General features: G+C 55.8%; 4 protein-coding genes. 3 read left to right on the forward strand and 1 reads right to left on the reverse strand.

The genetic code is table 11. From position 1 onward, the window contains the following. The first annotated feature begins 221 nt into the window (after positions 1-221). The 3 genes from HOY34_RS21600 (at position 222) to metH (ending at position 5,209) form a co-directional block, all read left to right on the forward strand. Complete coding sequence (locus HOY34_RS21600) at positions 222-1,307, forward strand: flagellar basal body P-ring protein FlgI (RefSeq protein WP_172366719.1); 1,086 nt, start codon at positions 222-224, stop codon at positions 1,305-1,307. Between the two features lie 99 nt (positions 1,308-1,406). Then, positions 1,407-2,447, forward strand: coding sequence for a homocysteine S-methyltransferase family protein (locus HOY34_RS21605; protein ID WP_172366713.1), 1,041 nt, complete (start codon positions 1,407-1,409; stop codon positions 2,445-2,447). Beyond that, a complete protein-coding gene (metH, locus tag HOY34_RS21610) occupies positions 2,444-5,209 on the forward strand; it encodes a methionine synthase (RefSeq protein WP_172366715.1) in 2,766 nt (921 codons plus the stop codon). The genes HOY34_RS21605 and metH overlap by 4 nt, the downstream gene beginning before the upstream one ends. Before the next feature lie 124 nt (positions 5,210-5,333). Here metH and HOY34_RS21615 read toward each other — a convergent pair whose 3' ends face one another. Beyond that, a complete protein-coding gene (locus tag HOY34_RS21615; RefSeq protein WP_172366717.1) occupies positions 5,334-5,519 on the reverse strand; it encodes a hypothetical protein in 186 nt (61 codons plus the stop codon). Between the last annotated feature and the right edge of the window lie 93 nt (positions 5,520-5,612).

Genomic DNA, 5,612 nt, shown 5'->3' on the forward strand with positions numbered 1-5,612 from the left:
GGCCCGGCTGTAGCTCGACCAGTTCGTTGTGCGAAAAAGAGGGATCGGCTTGCTCATAGAGCCAACCTAACCCGCTGACTCACAAACATGAATCCATGAGCCGGCCGGATAGTGCAACAAAGCCCATTCTATACAATCACCGCGCGTCTGTCTCAACTCACATTGACGAGTTATCTCCGGTGAGAGAGAAATTTACAAAAATTTTAAATATCTTTTCGATCATGACATGTATTTGCATGATCGGTTTTAATTATCCGGTATATTCACAGCCGGTAAGAATAAAAGATCTCGTCGAAATTGATGGGGTAAGAGGAAATGATCTGGTCGGCTATGGACTCGTAGTTGGCCTGAACGGTACTGGGGATGGGCTTCGAAACTCTCCATTTACCGAAGAAATCATGGCGAACCTTCTGGAAAGACTTGGTGTGAATGTCGTTGGCGAGGCTTCACGGCCACGAAATGTGGCGGCAGTTTTTGTGACCGCTACACTTCCCCCCTTCTCACGCGCTGGCTCTCGTATCGATGTTACAGTGTCTGCAATCGGAGATGCCAAAAGCTTGTTGGGTGGCACGCTTGTCATGACACCACTCAATGGGGCGGATGGTCAGATCTATGCAGTAGCCCAGGGAACAGTAATTGCGGGTGGAATATCTGCCGAAGGCGAGGCTGCTCGTGTGGTTCAGGGTGTCCCTACTGCAGGGTCAATTCCATCTGGCGCACGGGTAGAGCGAGAGGTGTCCTTCGATTTTAATCAGGTTTCGGTGCTGCGTCTCGCGTTGAAGAACGCCGATTTCACCACCGCCGCTCGGATAGAGCGTGTAATTAATCAGGAGTTTGGTTCACGTGCAGCGTCGATGCTTGATGGAGGCACGGTTGCACTCGATTTGTCCCGCATTGGCGGTGGCTCTCCGGCACATGCAATTGCCCGCGTGGAAACATTGCGGATTGATCCTGCCACCAGAGCTCGCGTTGTGGTTGATCAGAGGTCGGGCACCATCGTTATCGGGGCCGATGTTCGGATCAGTCGGGTTGCTGTGGCACAAGGCAACCTGACGTTGCGGGTTGAGGAATATCCGCTTGTCGTGCAGCCTAATCCTTTCACAGATGGCGAGACCGTGGTTGTCCCACGTAGCAACGCTGAAATACAGACCGATGGCGGAGGGCTGGCCGAAGTGGCAGGCGGAACGAACCTCTCTGAGGTTGTGGCCGGACTGAATGCACTCGGCGTACAGCCGCATGACATGATTGATATCCTGAAAAGCATCAATGCGGCAGGGGCATTGCATGCCGAGTTTGTGGTGCAGTGATCATGATAATCGAAAAAATTCATAATTATTTGCATGAATATGAATTTTTACTCAGTCAAGACTGTCCTATGAGGGGGAAAACCCAATCAGCACGGTCCAATGCAAACCTTTCACTTGCCCTATACGCCGATCGCTACCGAGCTCGCACGAACCGCACAGGATCGGATCCTGATACTCGATGGCGCAATGGGCACGCAGATTCAGGCGCTCGGTCTCAGTGAGGACGACTACACGGGAACCAATCTGACTTCCTGCTGCCGACATCATTCTGATCACCCACAAAAGGGAAACAACGATCTTCTCGTCCTGACACAGCCCGGCGCGATCGAGGAAATTCACTTCAACTATGCCATGGCTGGCGCGGACATCGTTGAAACAAATACATTTTCTGCGACTGTCATTGCCCAGGCCGACTATGGTATGGAGGCTGCCGTTGATGATTTGAATATTGAAAGTGCGCGAATTGTACGGCGTGCACTGGATCGCGCGACGGCTGAAGATGGACGACCCCGTTTCGTCGCGGGGGCGGTCGGTCCAACCAACCGAACGGCATCGCTCAGCCCGGATGTAAACAATCCAGGCTATCGTGCGGTGACTTTTGATGACCTGCGTCAGGCTTATGAACAACAGGTTCGGGGCCTGATCAGGGGGGGCGCAGATATCATCCTGATAGAAACCATTTTTGATACACTGAATGCGAAGGCAGCCATTTTTGCCAGTTATGCGGTCTTTGCCGAGTTGGGCTATAAGCTGCCAATCATGATTTCCGGCACCATTACGGATGCATCCGGCAGAACACTGTCAGGGCAAACGCCGACCGCCTTTTGGCATTCCGTGCGCCACGCGCGGCCTCTTGCCGTCGGCCTCAACTGCGCTCTTGGTGCGCAGGCAATGCGCCCGCATCTGGCTGAACTGGCAAATGTAGCAGACACGCTGATCTGCGCCTACCCGAATGCCGGTCTTCCAAATGCCTTCGGCCAATATGATGAAGGCCCACAGGAAACAGCGGCGCAGGTCGAAGACTTCGCGCGCGAGGGGTTGGTTAACATTGTTGGTGGTTGCTGCGGCACTACCCCCGATCATGTTCGCGCCATAGCCGACGCAGTCAAACCCTATAGCCCGCGAGGCATCCGGAAATGAGCCAACTTCTGCGTCTTTCCGGCCTGGAGCCATTCACACTTACCCCGGACATTCCCTTTGTGAATGTGGGTGAGCGCACCAACGTCACCGGATCTGCTAAATTTCGCAAGCTGATCACCAATCGCGACTATGCCGCAGCGCTGGAGGTCGCGCGTGATCAGGTCGAGAACGGCGCCCAGATCATCGATATCAATATGGATGAGGGGCTTATCGATTCAAAGGCCGCGATGGTCGAGTTCCTGAACCTGATCGCTTCAGAGCCCGACATTGCCCGTGTGCCGGTGATGATCGACAGTTCGAAATGGGAGGTGATCGAGGCAGGCCTGAAATGTGTGCAGGGCAAGCCGATCGTCAACTCGATCAGCCTGAAAGAGGGCGAAGCGCAGTTTCGGCATCATGCCGGCCTTTGTCTTGCCTATGGCGCGGCCGTTGTCGTGATGGCCTTTGATGAGACGGGCCAGGCCGACACATTTGAACGCAAGACCCAGATTTGTGCACGCGCCTACCGTATCCTGGTTGATGAGGTCGGCTTCCCGCCCGAGGACATCATCTTTGATCCGAATGTTTTCGCGGTCGCCACCGGGATCGAAGAGCACAACAATTATGGCGTCGATTTTATTGAGGCGACCCGCTGGATCAGGCAAAATCTGCCCTGGTGCCATATCTCGGGCGGCGTCTCAAACCTGTCCTTCAGCTTTCGCGGCAATGAACCCGTGCGCGAGGCGATGCACGCTGTTTTCCTTTACCATGCCATTCAGGCGGGCATGGATATGGGCATCGTCAATGCCGGTCAGCTGGCGGTTTACGATCAGATAGAGCCTGATCTGCGCGAGGCCTGTGAAGATGTCGTCCTGAACCGCCGCGACGATGCGACCGAGCGGATGCTTGAAATCGCCGAAAGGTTCCGTGGTGGCCAGCGTGAGGAAAAGGTCCGGGATCTGGCCTGGCGCGACTGGCCAGTGGAGAAGCGGCTGGAACATGCGCTGGTCAATGGCATTACCGAATTTATCGAGGCCGATACCGAAGATGCGCGCCTTCAGGCCGAGCGCCCGCTGCATGTGATCGAGGGCCCGCTGATGGCGGGAATGAATGTCGTTGGTGACCTGTTTGGCGCGGGCAAGATGTTCCTGCCGCAGGTGGTGAAATCCGCACGGGTGATGAAACAGGCGGTCGCCGTCCTCTTGCCCTATATGGAGGCTGAAAAAGCTGCCTCGGGTGGGGGCGCGCGAAAATCGGCGGGTCGGATCCTGATGGCGACCGTGAAGGGCGATGTCCATGATATCGGCAAAAACATTGTCGGTGTCGTCCTGGCCTGCAACAATTATGAGATTGTCGATCTCGGCGTGATGGTTCCGCCGCAAAGAATTCTGCAGGTGGCGAAAGAGCAAGACATTGATATAATAGGGCTTTCAGGGCTGATTACCCCCAGCCTTGATGAGATGGTCCATCTTGCCGCCGAAATGGAGCGGGAAGGCTTTGACATCCCCTTGCTGATCGGTGGGGCGACAACCTCAAAAGTGCATACCGCTGTCAGGATTGCTCCGCGTTACAGCCGCGGTCAGGCGGTCTATGTTCTTGATGCCAGTCGCGCGGTGGGTGTGGTCTCACAATTGCTGAGTGAGACCCAGAAAACCTCTTATATCGAAGACATTCGCGCTGAATATATCGAGGTCGCTGAACGGCATGAGCGGGCTGAGCGTGCCAAAAAACGCCTGCCGCTGGCGGATGCGCGGGCGAATGCGTTGAAAATCGACTGGCAGGGCTACAGCGTTCCGGCACCGCAGTTCCTGGGCACGAAGGTGATCGAAGACTGGGATCTGGCAGAGATCGCCCGCTATATCGACTGGACCCCTTTCTTCCAGACATGGGAGCTGAAGGGCGTCTACCCCCGCATCCTGGACGATGAAAAGCAAGGTGAGGCCGCGCGGCAACTGTTTGACGACGCCCGGTCAATGCTGGACCGGATCATTGCCGAGCGATGGTTCCGTCCGCGCGCAGTCGTCGGTTTCTGGCCCGCCAATGCCGAAGGGGACGACATCCGGCTTTATACCGATCAGACGCGCGACCAGCCGCTTGCCACGTTCCACAGCCTGCGCCAGCAAACCACCAAACGTGAGGGGCGGCCGAATGTTGCCCTGTCGGATTTTGTCGGCCCCCGGGGTGTGCAGGATTATCTCGGTGGCTTCGTGGTGACCGCCGGGCCCGAAGAGCAGGAGATCGCAGCCAGATATGAGCGCGACAATGATGACTATGGTGCGATCATGGTTAAGGCATTGGCCGATCGTTATGCCGAGGCAATGGCAGAGATGCTGCATGAACGTGTTCGCAAAGAGCTTTGGGGCTATAGCCCGAACGAGGCGCTTACCCCGGATGAACTGATTGGCGAGCCCTATCGTGGCATCCGCCCTGCGCCGGGCTATCCGGCGCAGCCCGATCATACGGAAAAGCTGACCCTCTTCCGGCTGTTGGGGGCCGAAGAGGCAACCGGTGTAACTTTGACTGAAAGCATGGCAATGTGGCCGGGCTCTTCGGTGTCAGGTCTCTATATTGGTCACCCTGACAGCTATTATTTCGGTGTTGCCAGGGTCGAAAAGGACCAGGTGCAGGACTATGCAGCCAGAAAGGGCATGGATCCGACTGAGGCCGAGCGCTGGCTCGCGCCGATCCTGAACTACACGCCGGCCAATGCGGGAAAGCATATTCCGATGGATGAAGCTGATAATTCGGTGCGAAAGGTGCCCGCGAATGTGCAGGCCAGCTGATCGCGTATAAGCGGCCGGCTGCGATCAGGGTGTTTCTGTCTGAATAAGATTTTCTCTGGTCCTTTCTGTTGGACCAGAGAAAAGGGAAATCCGTTTGTCGGAACGACATGGCTGGGCCCGGAGATCAGTTGAAGATCAGATGGCCCACGGCCTCGCCCTTCGACAGTTTCTTACGAACAGCAGAAAATGTCTTTATCTCTGCTTTGATCTCAGCCTCGCTGAATATGCCGTTCAGAGTTGTTCGTGCCTCGCGGTCACGCCCCTGTAAGATATAGGTGATGGGCTTTGTTGCACTATCCGGCCGGCTCATGGATTCATGTTTGTGAGTCAGCGGGTTAGGTTGGCTCTATGAGCAAGCCGATCCCTCTTTTTCGCACAACGAACTGGTCGAGCTACAGCCGGG

Origin of the sequence: Pseudogemmobacter hezensis, assembly GCF_013155295.1 — a bacterium.
Taxonomy (GTDB): domain Bacteria; phylum Pseudomonadota; class Alphaproteobacteria; order Rhodobacterales; family Rhodobacteraceae; genus Pseudogemmobacter; species Pseudogemmobacter hezensis.

Coding starts and splice junctions, on each gene's coding strand:
- HOY34_RS21615 (WP_172366717.1), bottom strand. CDS start 5,519: ATGAGCCGGCCGGATAGTGCAACAAAGCCCATCACCTATATCTTACAG.
- HOY34_RS21605 (WP_172366713.1), top strand. CDS start 1,407: ATGCAAACCTTTCACTTGCCCTATACGCCGATCGCTACCGAGCTCGCA.
- HOY34_RS21600 (WP_172366719.1), top strand. CDS start 222: ATGACATGTATTTGCATGATCGGTTTTAATTATCCGGTATATTCACAG.
- metH (WP_172366715.1), top strand. CDS start 2,444: ATGAGCCAACTTCTGCGTCTTTCCGGCCTGGAGCCATTCACACTTACC.